This is a genomic window from Solwaraspora sp. WMMA2056, assembly GCF_030345095.1.
Classification (GTDB): Bacteria; Actinomycetota; Actinomycetes; order Mycobacteriales; family Micromonosporaceae; genus Micromonospora_E.
This window is the reverse complement of the sequence record NZ_CP128360.1, coordinates 1,677,199-1,695,952: the sequence shown is the minus strand read 5'-3', so window position 1 is coordinate 1,695,952 and position 18,754 is coordinate 1,677,199. Positions and strand designations below refer to the sequence as shown.

General features: G+C 67.7%; 14 protein-coding genes and 4 tRNA genes. 1 reads left to right on the top strand and 17 read right to left on the bottom strand.

All coding sequences use genetic code 11. The annotated features are described in order from the left end of the window. Positions 1–42: 42 nt before the first annotated feature. From O7608_RS07760 to O7608_RS07680, 17 genes are all read right to left on the bottom strand, one after another. Entirely contained in the window at positions 43–3,930 is a 3,888-nt protein-coding gene (locus O7608_RS07760) for a DNA-directed RNA polymerase subunit beta' (protein ID WP_289209314.1), read from the bottom strand. 85 nt (positions 3,931–4,015) lie between these two features. Further along, positions 4,016–7,447, bottom strand: a complete 3,432-nt coding sequence (rpoB, locus tag O7608_RS07755; protein ID WP_289209313.1) for a DNA-directed RNA polymerase subunit beta — start codon at positions 7,445–7,447, stop codon at positions 4,016–4,018. Positions 7,448–8,070: 623 nt separating this feature from the next. After that, a complete protein-coding gene (rplL, locus tag O7608_RS07750; RefSeq protein WP_282224047.1) occupies positions 8,071–8,454 on the bottom strand; it encodes a 50S ribosomal protein L7/L12 in 384 nt (127 codons plus the stop codon). Positions 8,455–8,500: 46 nt separating this feature from the next. Next, complete coding sequence (rplJ, locus tag O7608_RS07745; RefSeq protein WP_289209312.1) at positions 8,501–9,043, bottom strand: 50S ribosomal protein L10; 543 nt, start codon at positions 9,041–9,043, stop codon at positions 8,501–8,503. Positions 9,044–9,407: 364 nt separating this feature from the next. Next, positions 9,408–10,124: a 50S ribosomal protein L1 gene (gene rplA, locus O7608_RS07740; RefSeq protein WP_289209311.1), complete on the bottom strand. Its 717-nt coding sequence runs from the start codon at positions 10,122–10,124 to the stop codon at positions 9,408–9,410. Positions 10,125–10,254: 130 nt separating this feature from the next. After that, complete coding sequence (gene rplK, locus O7608_RS07735) at positions 10,255–10,686, bottom strand: 50S ribosomal protein L11 (RefSeq protein WP_282224050.1); 432 nt, start codon at positions 10,684–10,686, stop codon at positions 10,255–10,257. A 200-nt stretch (positions 10,687–10,886) separates the two neighbouring features. After that, the gene (gene nusG, locus O7608_RS07730; protein ID WP_289209310.1) at positions 10,887–11,648 is read right to left on the bottom strand and encodes a transcription termination/antitermination protein NusG; all 762 of its coding nucleotides are present in this window, start codon (positions 11,646–11,648) and stop codon (positions 10,887–10,889) included. A gap of 21 nt (positions 11,649–11,669) precedes the next feature. Continuing rightward, a complete protein-coding gene (gene secE, locus O7608_RS07725) occupies positions 11,670–12,062 on the bottom strand; it encodes a preprotein translocase subunit SecE (RefSeq protein ID WP_289210820.1) in 393 nt (130 codons plus the stop codon). Positions 12,063–12,199: 137 nt separating this feature from the next. Then, positions 12,200–12,272: transfer RNA gene (locus tag O7608_RS07720), tRNA-Trp, on the bottom strand. A gap of 168 nt (positions 12,273–12,440) precedes the next feature. Continuing rightward, positions 12,441–12,833 (bottom strand): MaoC/PaaZ C-terminal domain-containing protein, encoded by a 393-nt coding sequence (locus tag O7608_RS07715; RefSeq protein ID WP_289209309.1) that lies wholly within the window; start codon positions 12,831–12,833, stop codon positions 12,441–12,443. Position 12,834: 1 nt separating this feature from the next. After that, the gene (locus O7608_RS07710) at positions 12,835–13,281 is read right to left on the bottom strand and encodes a MaoC family dehydratase N-terminal domain-containing protein (protein WP_289209308.1); all 447 of its coding nucleotides are present in this window, start codon (positions 13,279–13,281) and stop codon (positions 12,835–12,837) included. A 57-nt stretch (positions 13,282–13,338) separates the two neighbouring features. After that, entirely contained in the window at positions 13,339–13,506 is a 168-nt protein-coding gene (rpmG, locus tag O7608_RS07705) for a 50S ribosomal protein L33 (RefSeq protein ID WP_046567246.1), read from the bottom strand. Positions 13,507–13,637: 131 nt separating this feature from the next. Continuing rightward, positions 13,638–13,710 (bottom strand) — tRNA-Met (locus O7608_RS07700). Between the two features lie 25 nt (positions 13,711–13,735). Further along, positions 13,736–13,808, bottom strand: a tRNA-Thr gene (locus tag O7608_RS07695). A gap of 98 nt (positions 13,809–13,906) precedes the next feature. Further along, positions 13,907–16,432, bottom strand: coding sequence for a putative bifunctional diguanylate cyclase/phosphodiesterase (locus tag O7608_RS07690; protein ID WP_421359041.1), 2,526 nt, complete (start codon positions 16,430–16,432; stop codon positions 13,907–13,909). A 26-nt stretch (positions 16,433–16,458) separates the two neighbouring features. Beyond that, positions 16,459–16,659, bottom strand: a complete 201-nt coding sequence (locus O7608_RS07685; RefSeq protein ID WP_289209306.1) for a hypothetical protein — start codon at positions 16,657–16,659, stop codon at positions 16,459–16,461. Between the two features lie 1,315 nt (positions 16,660–17,974). Beyond that, positions 17,975–18,058: transfer RNA gene (locus O7608_RS07680), tRNA-Tyr, on the bottom strand. A 148-nt stretch (positions 18,059–18,206) separates the two neighbouring features. Between O7608_RS07680 and O7608_RS07675 the strand changes: the two genes are divergently transcribed. After that, a complete protein-coding gene (locus tag O7608_RS07675) occupies positions 18,207–18,701 on the top strand; it encodes a YajQ family cyclic di-GMP-binding protein (protein WP_282224057.1) in 495 nt (164 codons plus the stop codon). The last annotated feature ends 53 nt before the right edge of the window (positions 18,702–18,754 follow it).

Genomic DNA, 18,754 nt, shown 5'->3' with positions numbered 1-18,754 from the left:
CGCGGTGGGACAGGCGCCGTCACAGCTGTACCGGACCGGTGGTCAGCGGTAGGAACCGAAGTCGAAGTCGTCCAGCGGGACAGCCTGCCCACTGGCCGGCCCGAACCCGTAGTCGGTCTCCGGGTACCCGGTCATCGAGTAGACCTTGGCCTTCGCTTCCTCGGTCGGCTCGACCCGGACGTTGCGGTACTTGCTGATGCCGGTACCCGCCGGGATGAGCTTTCCGATGATCACGTTCTCCTTGAGGCCGATCAGCGAGTCGCTGCGCGCGTTGATCGCCGCGTCGGTCAGCACCCGGGTGGTCTCCTGGAAGGAGGCCGCCGAGAGCCAGGAGTCGGTGGCCAGCGACGCCTTGGTGATACCCATCAGCATCGGCCGGCCGGCGGCGGGCTCGCCGCCCTCGGCGACGAGTCGACGGTTCTCCGACTCGAACACCGCCCGGTCCACCAGCACGCCCGGTAGCAGCTCGGTGCCGCCGGAGTCGATGACCGTCACCCGCTTGAGCATCTGCCGGATGATGATCTCGATGTGCTTGTCGTGGATCAGCACACCCTGCGAGCGGTAGACCTCCTGGACCTCCTGGGTCAGGTGGACCTGCACCGCCCGGGGGCCGAGGATCCGCAGCAGCTCGTGCGGGTCGATGGTGCCCTCGGTCAGCTTCTCGCCGACGGTGACGTGGTCCCCGTCGTGCACCCGCAGCCGGACCCGCTTGGAGATCTTGTCGTAGGTGATCTCGTCGCTGCCGTCGTCCGGCACCACGATGATCTTCCGGGACCGCTCGCCGTCCTCGATCCGCACCCGGCCCGGGGTGTCGGCGATCGGCGCCTTGCCCTTGGGCACCCGCGCCTCGAAGATCTCCTGCACCCGGGGCAGACCCTGGGTGATGTCCTCACCCGCGACACCACCGGTGTGGAAGGTCCGCATCGTCAGCTGGGTGCCCGGCTCACCGATCGACTGGGCGGCGATGATGCCGACCGCCTCGCCGATGTCCACGGTCTTGCCGGTCGGCAGCGACCGGCCGTAGCAGGCACCGCAGACACCGAGCTTCGACTCGCAGGTGAGCACGCTGCGTACCCGGACCATCTCGACCCCGGCGGCGACCAGCTTGTCGACCAGGATCGAGTTGAGGTCCGCGCCGCGCTCGACCACGACCTCGCCGTCGGCGCCCTTGATGTCCTCCGCGAGGGTTCGGGCGTGTACGCCGGTCTCCGCGAACTCGTGCACCATCAGCTTGCCGTCGAGGCGCTCACCGACCTGCATGGTGATCGCCCGGTCGGTGCCGCAGTCCTCCTCGCGGATGATGACGTCCTGCGAGACGTCGACCAGACGACGGGTCAGGTAACCCGAGTCGGCGGTCCGCAGCGCCGTGTCGGCCAGACCCTTACGGGCACCGTGCGTGGAGATGAAGTACTCCAGCACGGACAGACCTTCCCGGTAGCTCGACTTGATCGGCCGCGGGATGATCTCGCCCTTCGGGTTGGCCACCAGGCCACGGATCGCGGCGATCTGCCGCAGCTGCAGCAGGTTGCCTCGGGCGCCCGAGTGGATCATCTTCCACAGCGGGTTCTCCTGGGGCAGCGCCGTCTCCAGGTCCTTGGCGATCTCGTTGGTCGCCTTGGTCCAGATCTCGATCAGCTCACCGCGCCGCTCTTCGCCGGTCATCAGACCACGCTGGTACTGCTTGTCGATCCGGTCGGCTTCCTTCTCGTACCGCTCCAGGGTCTCCTGCTTGTGCGGCGGTGCGATGACGTCCTGCATGCCGATCGTCACCCCGGACCAGGTGGCCCAGTGGTAGCCGGCCTCCTTGAGCCCGTCGAGGGTCGCCGCGAGGGCGACCTTCGGGAACCGCTCGGCCAGGTCGTTGACGATCGCCGACAGCTGGCTCTTGCGGACCTCGTAGTTGACGAAGCGGTAGCCGACCGGCATGACCTCGTTGAACAGCACCCGGCCCAGGGTGGTGTCGACGATCAGCGGCTCACCCGGCTGCCACTGCTCCGGAGCGGTCCACCGCGCCGCGCCGGCCCCGTTGTCGACGTCGACGACGCCGCGCAGCCGGATCCGCACCGGCGACTGCAGGTGCAGCTCGCCGTTGTCGAAGGCCATCCGCGCCTCGGCGTCGGAGCTGAACACCCGGCCTTCGCCGAGCAGCCCCTCGGTCCGGTGGGTCAGGTGGTACAGCCCGATGATCATGTCCTGGGTGGGCATGGTCACCGGCTTGCCGTCGGACGGCTTGAGGATGTTGTTCGACGACAGCATCAGGATCCGGGCCTCGGCCTGCGCCTCGGCCGACAGCGGTACGTGCACCGCCATCTGGTCACCGTCGAAGTCGGCGTTGAAGGCGGTGCAGACCAGCGGGTGGATCTGGATCGCCTTGCCCTCGACCAGCTGCGGCTCGAACGCCTGGATGCCGAGGCGGTGCAGGGTCGGTGCCCGGTTGAGCAGCACCGGGTGCTCGGAGATGACCTCTTCGAGCACGTCCCACACGACCGGCCGCTGCCGCTCGACCATCCGCTTGGCCGACTTGATGTTCTGCGCGTGGTTGAGATCAACCAGACGCTTCATCACGAACGGCTTGAACAGCTCCAGCGCCATCTGCTTGGGCAGACCGCACTGGTGCAGCTTGAGCTTGGGGCCGACGACGATGACCGACCGGCCGGAGTAGTCGACCCGCTTGCCGAGCAGGTTCTGCCGGAACCGGCCCTGCTTGCCCTTGAGCATGTCGGACAGCGACTTCAGCGGACGGTTACCCGGGCCGGTGACCGGCCGGCCGCGGCGGCCGTTGTCGAACAGCGCGTCGACGGCCTCCTGCAGCATCCGCTTCTCGTTGTTGACGATGATCTCGGGTGCGCCGAGGTCGATCAGCCGCTTCAACCGGTTGTTCCGGTTGATCACCCGGCGGTACAGGTCGTTGAGGTCGCTGGTCGCGAACCGGCCACCGTCGAGCTGCACCATCGGGCGCAGGTCCGGCGGGATCACCGGTACGCAGTCGAGCACCATGCCCTGCGGCGAGTTGCGGGTGCTGAGGAACGCGGCGACCACCTTGAGCCGCTTGAGCGCGCGGATCTTGCGCTGGCCCTTGCCGCTGCGGATGATCTCGCGCAGGTTGTCGGCCTCGGCGTCCAGATCCATGTTGTGCAGCAGGGTCTTGATCGCCTCGGCGCCCATGCCACCGGTGAAGTACGGGTCGAACCGGTCCCGCAGCTCGCGGTAGAGCAGCTCGTCGGTGACCAGCTGCTTCGGCTCCAGCTTGCGGAAGGTGTCGAGCACCTCGTCGAGCCGGTCGATCTCCCGCTGCGCCCGGTCCCGGATCTGGCGCATCTCGCGCTCGCCGGACTCCTTGACCTTGCGGCGAACGTCGGCCTTGGCGCCCTCGGCCTCCAGCTCGGCCAGGTCGGCCTCCAGCTTGGCGGCCCGCTTCTCGATCTCCGAGTCGCGGCTGTTCTCCGACTGGCGCTTCTCGGCGAAGATCTCGTTCTCGATCGTCGACATGTCGCGGTGGCGCGCCTCGGCGTCCACCCCGGTGATCACGTACGACGCGAAGTAGATGATCTTCTCGAGGTCCTTGGGAGCCAGGTCCAGCAGGTAGCCGAGCCGGCTCGGGACGCCCTTGAAGTACCAGATGTGGGTGACCGGCGCGGCGAGCTCGATGTGCCCCATCCGCTCACGACGGACCTTGGAGCGGGTCACCTCGACGCCGCAGCGCTCACAGATGATGCCCTTGAAGCGGACCCGCTTGTACTTGCCGCAGTAGCACTCCCAGTCCCGCTGCGGACCGAAGATCTTCTCGCAGAAGAGCCCGTCCTTTTCCGGCTTCAGGGTGCGGTAGTTGATCGTCTCGGGCTTCTTGACCTCGCCGTGGGACCACTGACGGATGTCGTCGGCGGTGGCGAGACCGATGCGCAACTCGTCGAAGAAGTTGACGTCGAGCACGTTACGTGTCCCCTATGTCGTCGTCTCTACTGCTGGTTCGTGGGCAGGTCGGCGGCCCTGTCGCGACAGGGCCGCCGACCGCACCTCAGACTTCCTCGACCGAGCTCGGCTCCCGCCGGGACAGGTCGATACCGAGTTCCTCCGCCGCCCGGAACACCTCGTCGTCGGTCTCGCGCATCTCCAGGGCCACGCCGTCGCTGGAGAGCACCTCGACGTTGAGGCACAGCGACTGCAGCTCCTTGAGCAGCACCTTGAACGACTCGGGGATGCCCGGCTCGGGGATGTTCTCGCCCTTGACGATCGCCTCGTAGACCTTGACCCGGCCCAGGACGTCGTCGGACTTGATGGTCAGCAGTTCCTGCAGGGCGTAGGCGGCGCCGTACGCCTGCATCGCCCAGCACTCCATCTCACCGAAGCGCTGGCCACCGAACTGGGCCTTACCGCCGAGCGGCTGCTGGGTGATCATCGAGTACGGGCCGGTCGACCGCGCGTGGATCTTGTCGTCGACCAGGTGGTTGAGCTTGAGGATGTAGATGTAGCCGACCGCGATCGCGTCCGGCAACGGCTCCCCGGAGCGCCCGTCGAACAGCTGGGCCTTGCCGGAGTTGCCGATCAACTGCACACCGTCACGGTTCGGCAGGGTGCTGCCGAGCAGGCCGGTGATCTCCTCCTCGCGGACACCGTCGAAGACCGGGGTCGCGACGTTGGTGTCCGGCTCGGCCTCGTCGGACCCGATGGCCCGCAGCGCGGCCTTCCACTCGGCGTCGTCGCCCTCGACCTTCCAACCGGTCTTGGCCACCCAACCGAGGTGGGTCTCCAGGATCTGACCGATGTTCATCCGGCCCGGCACACCGAGCGGGTTGAGCACGATGTCGACCGGCGTACCGTCGGAGAGGAACGGCATGTCCTCCACCGGCAGGATCTTGGAGATGACACCCTTGTTGCCGTGCCGGCCGGCGAGCTTGTCGCCGTCCTGGATCTTCCGCTTCTGGGCGACGTAGACCCGGACCAGCTCGTTGACGCCCGGCGGCAACTCGTCGCCGTCGTCGCGGGAGAAGGTCCGTACGCCGATCACCGTGCCGGTCTCACCGTGCGGCACCTTCAGCGAGGTGTCCCGGACCTCCCGGGCCTTCTCACCGAAGATCGCCCGCAGCAGCCGCTCCTCCGGGGTCAGCTCGGTCTCGCCCTTCGGGGTGACCTTGCCGACCAGGATGTCGCCGGGGACGACCTCGGCGCCGATCCGGATGATGCCGCGCTCGTCGAGGTCGGCGAGCATCTCCTCGCTGACGTTCGGGATGTCGCGGGTGATCTCCTCCGGGCCGAGCTTGGTGTCCCGGGCGTCGACCTCGTGCTCCTCGATGTGGATCGAGGTGAGCACGTCCTGCTGCACCAGCCGCTGGGACAGGATGATCGCGTCCTCGTAGTTGTAGCCCTCCCACGGCATGAACGCCACGAGCAGGTTACGGCCGAGGGCCATCTCGCCTTCGTCGGTGCACGGACCGTCCGCGATGACCTGGCCGGCCTCGACCCGGTCGCCCTCGAAGACGGTCGGCTTCTGGTTGACGCAGGAGCCGGCGTTGGAACGGCGGAACTTGTGCAGCAGGTAGGTCCGGCGGTGGCCGTCGTCCTGGTGCACCGTGACGTAGTCGGCGCAGAGGTCCTCGACCACGCCGCCGGCCTCGGCCAGCACCACGTCGCCGGCGTCGACCGCCGCGCGGTACTCCATGCCGGTGCCGACCAGCGGGGACTCCGCCTTGACCAGCGGAACCGCCTGACGCTGCATGTTCGCGCCCATCAGGGCCCGGTTGGCGTCGTCGTGCTCCAGGAACGGGATCATCGCGGTGGCCACGGAGACCATCTGCCGCGGTGAGACGTCCATGTAGTCGACGGCGGCCGGCGTGACGAAGTCGACCTCACCGCCCTTGCGTCGGACCAGGACGCGGTCCTCGGCGAAGGTGCCATCGGCCATCAGCGGCGCGTTGGCCTGCGCCTTGACGAAGCGGTCCTCCTCGTCGGCGGTCAGGTAGTCGATCTGGTCGGTGACCCGGCCGTCGACAACCTTGCGGTACGGCGTCTCGATGAAGCCGAACGGGTTGACCCGCCCGAAGGTGGACAACGCCCCGATCAGACCGATGTTCGGCCCTTCCGGGGTCTCGATCGGGCACATCCGGCCGTAGTGCGACGGGTGCACGTCGCGGACCTCGAAGCCGGCCCGCTCCCGGGACAGACCACCCGGGCCGAGGGCGCTGAGCCGCCGACGGTGGGTCAACCCGGCGAGCGGGTTGGTCTGGTCCATGAACTGGGACAGCTGCGACGTACCGAAGAACTCCTTGATCGCCGCCACCACCGGGCGGATGTTGATCAGGGTCTGCGGCGTGATCGCCTCGACGTCCTGGGTGGTCATCCGCTCGCGGACGACCCGCTCCATCCGGGACAGGCCGACCCGTACCTGGTTCTGGATCAGCTCGCCGACGGTACGCAGCCGCCGGTTGCCGAAGTGGTCGATGTCGTCGGCCTCGTAGCCCTCCTCACCGGCGTGCAGCCGGCAGAGGTACTCGACGGTGGCGACGATGTCGTCCTCGGTCAGCGTCCCCTTGTTGATCGGGACGTCCAGCTCGAGCTTCTTGTTGAACTTGTACCGGCCGACCTTGGCGACGTCGTACCGCTTCGGGTTGAAGAAGAGGTTGTCGAGCAGGGTCTGCGCGTTCTCGCGGGTCGGCGGCTCGCCAGGGCGCAGCTTGCGGTAGATGTCGAGCAGCGCCTCGTCCACCCCGGCGATGTGGTCCTTTTCCAGGGTGGTCATCATCAGCTCGGACCAGCCGAACCGCTCACGGATCCGGTCGGCGGACCAACCGATGGCCTTGAGCAGGACGGTCACGGCCTGGCGCCGCTTACGGTCGATGCGGACACCGACGGTGTCGCGCTTGTCGATGTCGAACTCCAGCCAGGCACCCCGGCTCGGGATCACCTTGACGCTGGACAGATCGCGGTCGGAGGTCTTGTCCGGCTGCTTGTCGAAGTACACGCCCGGCGAGCGGACGAGCTGACTGACCACGACGCGCTCGGTGCCGTTGATGATGAAGGTGCCCTTCGGCGTCATCATCGGGAAGTCACCCATGAACACCGTCTGGCTCTTGATCTCGCCAGTGGTGTTGTTGGTGAACTCCGCGGTCACGAAGAGCGGTGCGCAGTAGGTCAGATCCTTCTCCTTGCACTCCTCGATCGAGGCCTTGACCTCGTCGAAGCGCGGGCTGGAGAAGGAAAGCGACATAGTGCCGGAAAAGTCCTCAATGGGACTGATCTCGTCGAGAATCTCCGCGAGGCCTGATCGTGCGTGCGGGTCGTCAGCCGACCGGCCCTGCCAAGCCTCGTTGCCCACCAGCCAGTCGAAGGATTCGGTCTGGATGGAGAGAAGGTTGGGGACCTCGAGGTGTTCGGTGATCCGGCCGAATGAGATTCGGCGAGGAGCGAAAGCGCTCGACGTACGACTGGTCTTCGCAGGGCGGGAAGCTGCCAAGATGCGTCCTTCCGAGGACCGGTGCTGCAGACGGCTGTTTCGCGCGCACTCCAAGGAACCTCGGTCAAAATATCCAGGATCGGACATTCCGGGCGCGAGGCAAGTCGGAAGGCAGCGCAAACTAGCAGTGTAGCCGAGCGGCTAACCGCTGTCCAGCCCGACCCCGAAGGAACGTCGCGGAGCCGGCCGGGGCGTCGTCTCGGACGCCTCCCGGACCGCTCGGAACGCGGCGCTTTCCCACGGGGCCTCGTGGGGCTGGCGGACAACGGGACGCCGATCCCCGGATCACCCGGAGCCGGCGGCCCGCCGCTGGTGCCATTACCCAGCTTTGGCCGTCGCAAGCCTGGATCCGTCAACCGCCTCGGCACACCGGGCCCGATGCGACACCTGAAGGATCAGTCCTGCAGTAGTCAGCGTGCCTGCCGTCACCGGCCGCGTCAAGGCCTGTCGTACCGGCAGATCACCTTTCCCCCAGCGGGTTGCCAGGCAGCCATCGACCACCGCGCCCACCCAAAAGGTGAAATTCCCTGATCATTGGGCAGTCGCACCCGGTGTGCGAACGGAGACGGGCGGCGACCCTCGCTGAGGATCGCCGCCCGTCCCGTGGCCCGGTGTGGGTCAGGTCACTTGAGGGTGACCTTGGCGCCTTCCGCCTCCAGCTTGGCCTTGGCCTTGTCGGCGGCCTCCTTGTTGGCCTTCTCCAGGACCGGCTTCGGCGCGGCCTCGACCAGGTCCTTGGCCTCCTTGAGGCCCAGCCCGGTCAGCTCACGCACGACCTTGATGACCTGGATCTTCTTGCCGCCGTCAGCCTCGAGGATGACGTCGAACTCGTCCTTCTCCGGCTCGGCTTCCGCCGCGGCGGCGGCCGGGCCGGCGGCCGCGACGGCGACCGGAGCGGCGGCGGTGACCTCGAAGGTCTCCTCGAACTGCTTCACGAACTCCGAGAGCTCGATCAGCGTCATCTCCTTGAACGCGTCGAGCAGCTCGTCGGTGCTGAGCTTCGCCATGGTCGGCTTCCTTTCGGTGTGGTGACGTTAGGAGGGCACGGGCCGGTCAGGCCGGCGTACCCTCGGATTCGCGCTTGTCCTGCAGCGCTGCCGCCAGGCGGGCGGTCTTCGACAACGGCGCCTGCAGCACGGCCGCGGCCTTGCTCAGGTTCGCCTTCATGGCGCCGGCCAGCTTGGCCAGCAGCACCTCACGGGACTCGAGGTCGGCCAGCTTGGTGACCTCGGCCGCGGTGATCGCGCGTCCTTCGAAGACCCCGCCCTTGATGACGAGCATCGGGTTGGCCTTGGCGAAGTCGCGCAGGCCCTTGGCAGCCTCCACCACGTCGCCGGAGACGAAGGTGAGCGCGGTAGGACCGGTGAACAGCTCGTCGAGTCCGTCGATGCCCGCGTCCGACGCGGCCCGCTTGGCCAGGGTGTTCTTCGCCACCGAGTAGGTCGCGCTCTGCCCCAGCGAACGGCGCAGCTGGGTCAGCTGGGCGACGGTGAGACCACGGTACTCGGTGAGCACCGCCGCTCCCGACTCCCGGAAGCGCTCGGTCAGCTCGGCGACCGCAGTGGCCTTGTCGGCACGAACCGGCTTGTCCGCCATGTCCCTCCTCTCTGGTGCTCAGGGCTGGCGACCGACCGGCGCACGGCCGGACGGTCGGTGAAGATCCCGCGCCCACGAAAAACGCCCCGGCGCGAGGCGCACGGGGCGGGCAGCCGTCGAAATCGACGGGAGATGCTCGGCTTCCGTTCCGCCCCTGCGCGGGCCGCCCGTGGAAACGGGACCTTCAACCGTGCCGAGGCACGGTGACCAGCGGTCTTTGGGTGTGGATACGACCAGCGTACGGCACAGCCGACGCGGGGCCAAATCGACGTCGCCGGGGTGGGGCGGCCGTCCGTCCGGTCGTAGTCGCCGGGCCGGGCCGACGTACCCGTCGGCCCGGCCCGGCGATCACGCCGGCGGGCGCTCAGCTCTCGCTGGTCGCCTCGTTGAGGTTCTTCACCACGTTCGGGTCCACCGGCACGCCGGGGCCCATCGTGGTGGTCAGCACGACCTTGCGCAGGTACTTGCCCTTGGCGGCGGACGGCTTGGCCCGCAGCACCTCGTCCAGTACGGCGGCGTAGTTGTCGATCAGCTGCGCCTCACCGAACGAGGCCTTGCCGATGATCAGGTGCAGGTTGGAGTGCTTGTCCACCCGGAAGGTGATCTTGCCGCCCTTGATGTCGGCGACGGCCTTGGTCACGTCCATCGTGACGGTGCCGGTCTTCGGGTTCGGCATCAGGCCGCGCGGGCCCAGGATCCGCGCGATCCGGCCGATCTTCGCCATCTGGTCCGGAGTGGCGATCGCCGCGTCGAAGTCCAGCCAGCCACCCTGGATCCGGGCGACCAGCTCATCCGTACCGACCTCGTCGGCACCGGCCGCGACGGCCTCCTCCGCCTTCGCGCCGGCGGCGAAGACGATCACCCGGGCGGTCTTGCCCGTGCCGTGCGGCAGGTTGACCGTGCCGCGCACCATCTGGTCCGCCTTACGCGGGTCGACGCCGAGGCGCATGGCGACCTCGACCGTGGCGTCGAACTTGACGGCGCTCGTCTCCTTGGCCAACTTGACCGCCTCGGCCGGGGTGTACAGCTTCGTCCGGTCGATCTGCTCGGTGGCCTTGCGGTAGCTCTTGCTGCGCTGCATGTGTTTCTGCTCCTGTGGTCACTGGCGGGCCGCGCGTCGCGCGCACCCTCCCACGATGGTGACGGCCGGTGTCCGGCCGTTCGATTCCGGTTTCAGCGTCGGTGACCCGCGTCGGCGCGGGTCGGCCGGATCATTCCTTGACGGTGATGCCCATCGACCGGGCGGTCCCGGCGATGATCTTCTCCGCCTGCTCGACGCTGTTGGCGTTTAGGTCGGCCATCTTCTTCTCGGCGATCTCGCGCAACTGCGCGCCGGTCACCGAGCCGACCTTGGTGGTGTGCGGCACCCCGGAGCCCTTCGGGATACCGGCGGCCTTGAGCAGCAGCCGGGCCGCCGGCGGGGTCTTCAGCACGAAGGTGAAGGTCCGGTCCTCGTACACGCTGATCTCAGCCGGAACGATGTCGCCCCGCTGCGATTCGGTCTGCGCGTTGTAGGACTTGCAGAACTCCATGATGTTCACGCCGTGCTGGCCGAGCGCCGGACCGACCGGCGGCGCCGGGGTGGCCTGACCCGCCGGCAACTGCAGCGTGAACGTCTTGACGAGCTTCTTCTTCGGAGGCATGTCACTTCCTGGGGCTTGATCCGGTGGTCCGCACCGGATCTGCTGGACGTCACCGGAGGTGACAACCCCTCCGGCGCGGGCTGGCGAACCCCCGGCACGCGCGCACGGTCAGGCGCGGCCCGGGGCCGACGTTATACGGTAGCGCAAACGACGCGGCAACCCCACGTCGGGTCGCCGCGTCGGCGGACAGCGATGGTGGATCAGATCTTGGCGACCTGGTTGAAGTTCAGCTCCACCGGGGTCTCCCGGCCGAAGATGGAGACCAGCACCTTCAGCTTCTGCTGATCGGCGTTGATCTCGCTGATCGTGGCCGGCAGCGAGGCGAACGCGCCGTCGGTGACGGTGACCGAGTCGCCGACCTCGAAGTCCAGCACCTTGATCTCGGCCTTGGCCTTCTTCGGCTCGGCGGCGACCGCCGGGGCCAGCCACTTGAGCACCTCGTTGAGCGACAGCGGCGCCGGTCGGTCGGCCCGGTCGGTCGCCCCGACGAAGCCGGTGACCCCCGGGGTGTTGCGCACACAGGAGTACGACTCCGGCGTCAGGTCCATCCGGACCAGGATGTAGCCGGGGAAGACCTTGTTCTGCACCTGGAGGCGCTTGCCGTTCTTGACCTCGACCTCTTCGCGGGTGGGCACCTCCACCTGGAAGATGAACTCCTCCATGTCGAGGCTGCTGATCCGGGTCTCGAGGTTGGTCTTGACCTTGTTCTCGTAGCCGGCGTAGGAGTGGACCACGTACCAGTCGCCCGGGGCGTAGCGCAGCTTCTGCCGCAGCTCGGCCACCGCGTCGAACTCTTCGTCGTCCGCCTCGACAGCAGGCTCGTCAGCCGCGGCGGCGGGCTCGTCCGCCTCGGCGGCGGGGACCGATGGTGCGCTGGCGGCCTCAACCGACTCATCAGCCGCCGCCGTTGCCACCGTCGACTGGTCGTCGGTAACGCCGGCGGTCTCGTCGTACTCAGGCACGCTTGCTCACTTCCGTCACTCTCAGCTGGGGTTACCGAATACCCACAGCACACCCTTGGCGAACGCGAAGTCCAGCCCGGCCACGATGGTCAGCATGACCGCGATGAACACGACGACGACGGCGGTGTAGGTCAGCAGCTCTTTCCGAGTCGGCCAGATGACCTTACGCAGTTCGGCGACCACTTCGCGGATGAACCGGATGATCCGGCCAAAAAAGCCCACACGGGCCTCGGACCTGGCCTTCGGACGGCCGTCGGCCGACTCGGCCTTCGCCTTGGACCGGGTGGCCGTGCCACCCCGCGCTACCGGCTCGTCGTCATCGACGTCGTCGTCCGTAGCGGACGTCTCGTCGAACGCCTCGTCCTCGGGGCGGTCGTCCGCGGCGTCATCGCCACGCCGGTACCTCTCGGCCATCTCGCCCTCCGTCGCGGTGGTGGGGGTCACGCGCCAGGTCAAGCACGTGATGCATCGTGCACGCCGGCCATTCCCCTTGCGGGACGGCCGCCAACGGGGACGGCAGCCGACCCACCGGGTCGGTCAGGCCTTAGGCGCAGGGGTGACAGGACTTGAACCTGCAGCCTGCGGTTTTGGAGACCGCTGCTCTGCCAATTGAGCTACACCCCTGTGCGGGTCGGGAAACCCTGGCCGATCCTGCCTGGTGAACCACCCATGCAGGACTGAACAGGGGTCACGAACCCCACGGCGGACCAGTGTACGGGTAGAGCGACCACTTTCCCAACCGGTACCGCACCGCAAGGTGCGCGAGCCGTCGCCGGCCGCACACCACCGGCCTCATTCCCGGGTACGGACCAGCGCCCGCGCCTGGCTCAGCACCTTCTCGCCGGCGCACACCGCAGTGACATCGATCCTGGTCAGACCCGCCTCGGTGGCACCCTTGACCACCCCGGTCACCTCGATCTCGGTGCCGTCGTCGGTGTCCGGCACCACCACCGGGCGGGTGAACCGCACGTTGAACTCGACCACCGCGTCCGGGCCACCGGCCCACGTCGCCACCGCCCGGGCCGCCAACGCCATGGTGAACATGCCATGGCCGATCACCCCGGGCAGACCCACCCCGGTGGCGAACCGGTCGCTCCAGTGGATCGGGTTGAAGTCACCGGAGGCACCCGCGTACCGCACCAGGTCGGCCCGGGTCACCGTGAACCGCTGTGCCGGCAGTTGCATGTCAGCTCTCCCCCCGCACGACCAGCTTCATCCACGCGGTGACCACCGGATCGCCGGCCACCGTCGCCACCTCGGTCCGGACGGTGAGGAAGTCGTGACCACCACGCGACATGACCTCCTCGATCACGTCGGTGCAGACCAGTTCGTCCCCGGCGACCACTGGGCGGACGTACTGGAAGCGCTGGTCGCCGTGCACCACGCGGCTGTAGTCCATCCCCAGGTCGGGATCGGAAACGACCCGCTCGGCGGACGACATCGTGATCACGATCGGGAACGTCGGCGGCGCGACCACGTCCGGATAGCCGGCCGCACGCCCGGCAGCCGGATCGTGATGGATCGGATCGGCGGCACCGACAGCGGTGGCGAACTCGCGGATCTTCTCCCGGCCCACCAGGTAGGAGGAGCCGGGCGGATAGCTACGGCCGACGACGGACGGGTCCATGGGCATGGCCAGAACCTACCCGGTGGACCCGCCGTGACGACGTGCGGCCCGAACGGGACCGGGTCAGCGGGTCTCGCGGTGCAGCGTGTGCTTGCCGTCCCGGGGGCAGAACTTCTTCAGCTCGATGCGGTCCGGGTCGTTACGGCGGTTCTTCCGCGTGATGTAGTTGCGCTCCTTGCACTCCACACACGCCAAAGTGATCTTCGGACGGACGTCGGTCGCCTTGGCCACGGCGGGGTGCCTTCCTCGCTATCGGAACAACTACAACGTGCCAGCGTAGCCGGAGCGAACGCAGACATGCAAAGCGGGCGCCAACGGCGCCCCCTGTACTTCACGCACCGGCCTCACCGGGAAGCCGACCGTAGCGGTGGCCGGACTTGAACCGGCGACACAACGATTATGAGCCGTTTGCTCTACCACCTGAGCTACACCGCCGTGACGGGTCCAACGGAACCCACTGAGCCCCCTTACGGAATCGAACCGTAGACCTTCTCCTTACCATGGAGACGCTCTGCCGACTGAGCTAAGGGGGCCTGCCACACACCGCCCCAGGGGGCGGATGCGCACGGGTAAGAGTACACGTACCCGACCGCCAGGTGAAATCAGCTCCCCCCGTACCCGGATCTGCAGGTCAGGGCACGGCCCGCAGCCGACGGACCTCGCTGGACTGCAGCGTCTCCGGGTCCGCCTGGGCCTCGTACCAGGCGGCCAACCGCTCGTACGGCAGCGGCCGGCTGAACAGGAACCCCTGGCCGACCTGGCAGCCGATGTCCTGCAGCAGCTCCAGCGTCAGCTCGCTCTCCACACCCTCGGCGACCACGGTCAGCCCGAACTGCTGCGACAGGGTCACCACCGCGTTCACGATGGCCAGGTCGCCGGGGTCGGTCGCCATCCCCTGGACGAACGAACGGTCGACCTTGACCTCGTGCACCGGCAGCCGCCGCAGATGCGCCAACGACGTGTAGCCGGTGCCGAAGTCGTCCACCGACAGGCGTACCCCCAGGTCACGCAGCCGACGCAGGGAAGGCATCGGACGGTCGGTGCCGTCGAGCACCCCCGCCTCGGCGATCTCCAGGGTCAACAGCTCCGGCGAGACCTGCTGCTCCTCGAGCAACGCCCGGACCAGCTCCGGGAACTCCGGATCGGTCAGGGTCCGGGCAGAGAGGTTCACCGCCACCGGCAGTGGCTGCTGGCCGATCTGCCACTCCCGGCTGCGCCGCAGCCCTTCCCGCAGCACGAACTCGGTCAGCCGGCCGAGCTGGCCGGTGTGTTCGGCGACCGCCACGAAATCCTCCGGCGCGACCGACCCGTGCGTCGGATGCTCCCAGCGGGTCAGACACTCGACGCCGACCAACCGGCGGCCGTGCAGCGTCACCTTCGGCTGGTAGTAGACCTCCAGCTGCGCCTCGTCCAGCGCCGTCCGAAGGTCGCCGGCGAGCCCGAGCCGGCGGACCGACCGGGACTCCAGTGCCGGGTTGAACAGCTGGACCCCGCCGGGGATGGACTTCGCCGCCGTCGCCGCCAGGTCCGCCCGCTGCAGCAGCGTCGCCGCGTCACTGCCGTGGTCCGGATGCACCGCCACCCCGGCGACGGTGTCGACGTCCAGGGTCAGGGCGCCGAAGACCATCTGGTCGCGGATCTGGTCACGCAGCTCGGTGGCCAGCTGTACGGCCGCCTCGATGCTCTCCATCCGGAGCGTGACGACGAACTCGTCGCCGCCGCTGCGGCCGATCAGAGCCGACGACGGCACGTGTGCCCGCAGCCGACGGGCGACCTCGACGAGGACCTTGTCCCCGGCGGCGTGCCCGAGGGACTCGTTGACCTGGCGCAGACCGTCGACGTCGAAGAGCAGGACCGCGACGACCTCACCCGGTGCGCGGATGGCCACCGACTCGTCGAGGGCCGCGGTCAGCCGACGACGGTTGGCCAGCCGGGTCAACCCGTCGTGGGCCGCGTCGTAGCGCAGCCGGTCGACCAGCCGGGAGTTCTCCACCGCGACCGCGGCGTGCCCGGCGATGGCCTCCAGCAGCGTCACGTCGCCCGGCAGGAAATGCGCGGAGTCGCCGAGCCGGCCACTGACCTCGAGGCAGCCGATCACCAACGAACCGGCCCGCAATGGCACGACGACCGCGTTCCTGGTCCCCCATTCCCGCAGCGCGTCACCGAACTGACTGTCGCCGAACTTCCCGCCGACGGCGAGCGACGCGCCGGTGGCGAACACGTGTTCCCGCAGGACGTGCGGCGCGCCGGCCGTGTCGACCAGCCCCTGCCCGTCCGCGGTCGCGGAGAGCAGCACCTCCGGATAGCGGCCCTGTTTCGGCAACCACAGCGTCGCGTACTCGGCCTGCAGGACCTCGCGGACCCGTTTGAGCAGGACATCGGAGATGGTGCCATCGTGCGGAGTGTCGGCGATCGCCCTGGTCAACGCATAGATCTCGGACAGGGTCCGATTCTGGCGCAGCGACTGGGCATAGGAGCGGTACGCCAGCACGAAGGAGGTGATCAGGGCGACCAGCAGCACCAGCGCCCACTGGCTCTGGGCGAGCAGGATCAGGACCACCAGGCCGAACGTGGTGTTGATGAACGCGACGATGAGGCCGGGGACACTGGTGGTGGTGATCTCCCTTGTGGAGAGCCGCCCCTGCACCAGCGTGATGACCACGAGGACGGCCACCAGCGTGATGACCTGGTTGGCCGCCATCGCGCCCACCAGCGTCAGCCAGGTGTGCGGCTGCGCCGCTTCGAGCACTCTGGCGTTCACGACAATCGCCGTGGCGATCGATGTTCCCGCAGCGACGTTCGCCACGTTGAACCACAACTTGACGGGCGGCTGCCGGCGCATCATGTGGCCAATGACCGCCGCGATGACGCGCCCGATAATCAAGGTCAGTGGCGGGAGAAAGAACAGCCCCAGAAGAAACGGAATCTCACCGATGTTCAGGGTGAACGACTGCCGACGCACCTCGAAGAGAACGAGTGTCGCGTGCGCAGCGACGAACAGCCCGAGAAAAAGGAGCCCGAGAAGCCAGTCACCGGTTGGGGCCGGGTGACTGAGGCCTATGGCCACAGAAATAAGGACCGCCGTCAGAGCGAGCGGGCCGGTTACGTACCACGCCCGCTCCGACGAATGCCGCCCCGCAGCCTGTGGCCTAGGCACTCGACTCCCTCGATGTCAGGTCCAGTTCAGTTCCAACTGAAGTCGTAGAGCGAGACCGGCGCATCGATCGAGTCGTTGTAGTCAGGCTTGTCCACCGGCAAGACCACCGGCACTTCGTCACCGACCGTGACCCAGGCGTAAGCGGCCTGGGCGGCGGTCCCCGTGGTGAACGAGACAGCAATCCCTAGTGCGACGACCGCGACGACCCTGCCGAGCCGGCGGCCCATCGTGTGTCCACGCATGTTACAGACTCCCGTCCAGGAGGCGAATGACTTACGCGATTGAGGGGGCAGAGACTGATGGTGCCACACCGGACGGCACCAAGGGTAGGTTGACGCGGTCGGCCTGCACCTTCAGCACCGCCCATCCTAGCCAATCGGACGAGGAGAACCTTAGCGGCGGCTTTCCTCGGGGGCATTCGTCCCGTCGCAGGTCAGGCCGGCCGCTGGTAGATAACTCCGGGTTGGCGTGGACGTCACGGCATTGCCACGATCAGTACCGTAAACGGTGGCAGAGTCAAGGGAAGTGAGCACTTTGCGTCGACCGACATGTCGGATTTAATCCGATTCAGTAAAAGAAGTATTTATCACGTAATTTATACGACTATTAACTGAGATGCAGGTACGCAGCCCGGACCAGTGGCACCATCGACACGCCCCGTCGCCAGTTCTCGACGCTAAGCCCTAGGGGCAACTCAGCAGGGGCTCTTTCGGTTACAGCTCGGTGACGGCGGCTACTCGTCGGTTCGGAAATCGCAGCCCGAACGGCACGATGAGCCCGAAACCGGCACTCCGCCCCCAGCATCCCAGCGGATTACGTGGACCTGCCACGCCGCGCTGGCACCAGCCAGGTCCCCAGCTCACCGGCCAGGTCCCCAGCTCACCGGGAGGCCCCCAGGGTCACGACCTGGTGCTCCGCCTCCCCGCCGGGCCGACCTGTGCAGTCCTTGCAGTCTCGCCCACCATCCGCCCACGGCGGACGACCCACCCGAGCCGGTCACCCGCCGATAGTGAATCTGCGACGTAGCAAATTGCTAGGTCTTTTTTTGAGACGACCCGACGTACCGCCGCCCGTGGCGGTCCTCGTTCGAGCCACTGAACCAGTGCACCCAACCTGCCAGGAGGGCGGCAAGCACCGACATACCGCCCTGATAGAGCGACGGCACCTCGGAGAAGCCGGCGAAGGTTGCGCTCCAGGTGGCACACGCGACGACAGCGGCCGGGATCAGGCCGCCGCGATACCGAGCGTTGCGGGCCCAACCGGAGTGTGACACGGCGACGCACGCGCATCATCCGAGCACGTTGGCGATCTTGTCGTTCATGCCGTCGTCCCCGCCGTCGACGCAGTCCGCGTACACCCGGGCCAGGACCCGCGACGCCATCCATGGCCTTCCGGCTGCCTCGCCGGTCCAAGAACGGGACCGACTTGCACCCGTGAACGCCGCTGACGGCTGGAAGTGGCGAGACCGGGCGGGACGGGACTCCTGCCCGTACGACAACAGCCCTTGACCTGTTGGTGCAGGTCAAGGGCTGTTGGTGCGCCTGGTGGCGGGTAGAGGATTCGAACCTCTGTAGCTTTCGCGACGGATTTACAGTCCGCTCCCATTGGCCGCTCGGGCAACCCGCCAGGGCGTGCCGCCTCGGCGCGCGAGGCAACGCAGGAAAGGATAGCGGCATCACCGGGCGTTCCCGCAACCGGGTACGGTCGGCGGGAGTCCACCGCTCGGCCACGTCCGAGCCACCGTCCAGACCCGCACTGGCAGGAGCAGATCATCATGGCAGCCAACCCGTCGTTCGACATCGTCAGCAAGGTCGACCGGCAGGAGATCGACAACGCCCTCCGGCAGACCGAGAAGGAGCTGGCCACCCGCTTCGACTTCCGTGGCACCGGGGCGGAGATCGCCTGGGCCGGCGAGGAGGCGGTCTCCCTGCAGGCGGAGACCGAGGAGCGGGTCAAGGCCAGCCTGGAGGTCTTCAAGGAGAAGCTGGTCAAGCGGAACATCTCGCTGAAGTCGCTGGACGCCGGTGACGCACGGTCGTCCGGCAAGGTCTACAAGATCGACTGCAAGATCATCCAGGGTATCGAGTCCGACAAGGCCAAGGCGATCAGCAAGAAGATCCGCGACGAGGGGCCCAAGGGCGTCCAGGCGCAGATCCAGGGCGACCAGCTGCGGGTGACCGGCAAGAAGCGCGACGACCTGCAGGCCGTGATCGCGCTGCTCAAGGCGGAGGACTTCGGCATCGCCCTGCAGTTCACCAACTACCGGTGAGCTGAGGCCGGCTGACGACGGGCCGGGCCGCTGCCCGGGGCCGCATCCGGCCG